The sequence below is a fragment of the Leisingera sp. F5 genome, from assembly GCF_001593695.1.
Map to the genome: position 1 here is coordinate 1 of NZ_LUKH01000268.1, position 3,179 is coordinate 3,179.

Consider the following 3,179-nt stretch of genomic DNA (forward strand, 5'->3'; position numbering starts at 1 on the left):
CGGTAATCCCATCGGCGCCTGCTTCCTCGGCCAGCTTTGCGGCGCGGACCGGGTCCGGATAGGCACCGCCGCGGGCGTTGCGCACGGTGGCAACATGGTCGATGTTCACGCCCAGGCGCAATTTGTTCTGTGTCATGAGATCTGTCTCATCCGTCTGAAGTCAATGCTTTAACCAAAGACTAGACACCAGCCTGGCAAGAGCAACCCTGCAGGTGATAATGGTACAATCCGGCAGCATAGTTCAGGGGTCGATCCCGACTTCTGCCCGCTGTTTGATTGCTTCGAACTTGGCTTTGATCTTGGCCCGGCGGCGCTGCTGGTAGACCCGGATCACCGGCAAGCTCAATATATAGCAGACCGTGGCCGTAACGAGGCCCGGAATAATGCCGCCGATCATATAGGGATAGAACACCTCGTTATAGAACAGGTGCAGGCCCTGCCAATCGGCAGGCTGATCCTTGAACAACGCAAACAGGTTGTCTTTCAGGTCGCCGCCGGCTGCCATGAATTTGCCAACCAGGGACTTATCGACTTCCTCGTCGAACTCGGTGCCCAGGATCCAATGCCCGGTCTGCAACGAGGCCACTCCGATCGGCACATAGGTCAGCGGGTTGCCAAAGAAGGTAGCGCTGAGCGAGGCTAGGATGTTGCCGTTCATCAGCCGGGAAATGACCGCCGCCACAAGGAAATGCAGCCCGTAAAAGGGGGTGAAGGTGGTGAACACACCGGCCCAGATGCCGCGGGCAATGCGTTCGGGCGAATCAGGCAGGCGCCGCACCCGGTGCTTCACATACAGGAACGCCCTTCCCCAGCCGCCGCGCGGCCAGAGAAAATCCGCCAGCGCCCGGAGGGGCGGACGTCTGTCCCGGCGCCTGAATACCAAAGCTGTGCGTCCTTCCCAGTTCCCGGCTCAAAATTTCAGCGGCTTATCCCGGAAAATGGCGCTCTTCCGGCTTGTTCCGGAACCGCGCCACCGCGGCAACATCGCTTTCTGCTTCAAGCGTCAGCATCAGCGAGTGCAGCTGCTCCACATCCCGCAGCTCCACATTGATCATAAGCCGGTAAAAGTCTGGTTTCCTGTCGACAAATTCAAGGTCCGAGATATTGGCCTTTTTCTCGCCGATCAATGTGCAAATGCGTCCCAGCACGCCGGCGTCGTTGCCGATGGTCAATTCAAGCGTCGTTCCATAAGCCGCCGGGTGGGTGCCGCTGTGCCACTGCACATCCATCCAACGTTCCGGCTGGTCCTCAAACTCGCCCAGCTTGTCGCAATCCGCGGAATGCACCACCACGCCGCGGCCGCGGTAGGTGATGCCGATGATGCGCTCGCCCGGCAGCGGCTGGCAGCAGGGCGCGCGTTCAAAGCTTTGCCCCGGCTCCAGGCCAACCACGGCCCGGCGCGGAGAGATTTCATCGCCATCGCCGGTCGTGGTCAGTTCCGGATAAACCGATTGCACCACGTCATGCGCGGTGATCTCCGCTGCGCCCAGCCGCGCCAGCAGCTCATTAACCCCGCCCGCACGCAAGGCACGCGCCGCGGTTTCCAGAGCTTTGTCGGTGGCTTTCTTACCCACATGCTCAAATGCCGAGCGCGCCAGTTCATGACCCAGTTTCACAAACCGCGCCCGGTCTGCCTCACGCAAGGCGCGGCGGATCGCGGTACGGGCCTTGCCGGTGGTGGCGATCTCCAGCCAGCTTACTTGCGGTGTCTGGCCTTCGGCGGTGATTACATCCACTGACTGACCGTTGCGCAGACGGGTCCACAGCGGCACCCGGATGCCGTCCACCTTGGCGCCGACGCAGGCGTGGCCGATCCGGGTATGGATGGCATAGGCAAAGTCGATCGGTGTCGCGCCCTTGGGCAGTTTGATCACGTCGCCCTTGGGGGTGAAGCAGAACACCTGGTCCGAATACATCTCAAGCTTCACCGCTTCGAGGAATTCGTCGTGATCATCCTCGGCGTCGAACTGCTCGGTCAACGATGCGATCCACTTGGCCGGATCCACCGCAAAGGGGTTCTCCGTCCGAACACCGTCGCGGTAGGACCAATGCGCCGCAACCCCGGTTTCGGCCACGTCATGCATCTGGCGGGTGCGGATCTGCACCTCCACCCGCTTACCGTCCCGGCCCGACACCGTGGTGTGGATTGAGCGGTAGCCATTGGATTTCGGCTGACTGATGTAATCCTTGAACCGGCCCGGCACCGCCCGCCAGCGCTGATGTATGGCGCCCAGCGCCCGGTAGGCATCTTCTTCGGACATGGTGATCACCCGGAATCCGTAGATATCCGACAGCCGGGAAAACCCCTGGTCCTTGGCCTGCATCTTACGCCAGATCGAATAGGGTTTCTTGGCGCGGCCAAAGACTTCGGCCTCGATCCCGGTTTTTTCAAGCTCCAGCCGCATGTCGCCCGTGATCCGGTGGATCACATCACCGGTTTCTCGCTGCAGGGTCACAAAACGGCGGATGATCGACTGGCGGCCTTCAGCGTTCAGCACGCGGAACGCCAGATCCTCCAGTTCCTCGCGCATCCACTGCATCCCCATGCGGCCCGCAAGCGGCGCATAGATATCCATCGTCTCGCGCGCTTTCTGGGCCTGCTTTTCCGGGCGCATCGCCTTGATTGTGCGCATGTTGTGCAGCCGGTCGGCAAGCTTGACCAGGATCACTCGCAGATCCTTGGACATCGCCATGAACAGCTTGCGGAAGTTTTCCGCCTGCTTGGTCTCCCGGCTGCTGAGTTGCAGGTTGGTCAGCTTAGTGACGCCATCGACCAGCATCGCCACCTCATCTCCGAATCGGCGGGTGACTTCCTCATAGGAGGCCTTAGTGTCTTCGATGGTGTCATGCAGCAGCGCAGTGATGATCGTCGCATCATCCAGGCGCTGTTCGGTCAGAATGGCTGCGACGGCAACCGGATGCGTGAAATAGGGCTCGCCCGAGTGGCGGTATTGCCCTTCATGCATCTGCTCGCCGAATGCATAAGCCTCAGCGATCCTGTCCGCATTTGTCTTCGGGTTGTAGTTGCGGACCAGAGCAAGCAGATCTCCAGCGGAAATATCGGGGGAGTTCATGTCCGGTCCGCAGCCTCAAATTCGTCAGCGCATGCCTTAGCCCTGGCCCTGGGCCTCCATCAGCGCGCGCAGCAGTTTCTCTTCAGACATGTCGTCATCGGCGGG

Annotated in this window: 3 protein-coding genes and 1 pseudogene; all 4 read right to left on the minus strand. The window is 60.7% G+C overall.

What is annotated here, in order from left to right:
- Positions 1 to 136 (minus strand): pyridoxine 5'-phosphate synthase (locus tag A2I95_RS28620; RefSeq protein WP_291735370.1); only part of this gene is annotated, 136 nt, incomplete at its 3' end.
- 105 nt (positions 137 to 241) lie between these two features.
- Entirely contained in the window at positions 242 to 883 is a 642-nt protein-coding gene (locus tag A2I95_RS28625) for a DUF2062 domain-containing protein (protein WP_027257289.1), read from the minus strand.
- Positions 884 to 926: 43 nt separating this feature from the next.
- Positions 927 to 3,074, minus strand: coding sequence for a bifunctional (p)ppGpp synthetase/guanosine-3',5'-bis(diphosphate) 3'-pyrophosphohydrolase (locus A2I95_RS28630; protein ID WP_027257288.1), 2,148 nt, complete (start codon positions 3,072 to 3,074; stop codon positions 927 to 929).
- A 36-nt stretch (positions 3,075 to 3,110) separates the two neighbouring features.
- Positions 3,111 to 3,179, minus strand: a pseudogene (locus A2I95_RS28635) (DNA-directed RNA polymerase subunit omega); the annotation flags it as partial.

Excerpts from the sequence above, each read along its gene's own strand:
- A2I95_RS28630 (WP_027257288.1), bottom strand. The coding sequence starts at position 3,074 with ATGAACTCCCCCGATATTTCCGCTGGAGATCTGCTTGCTCTGGTCCGC.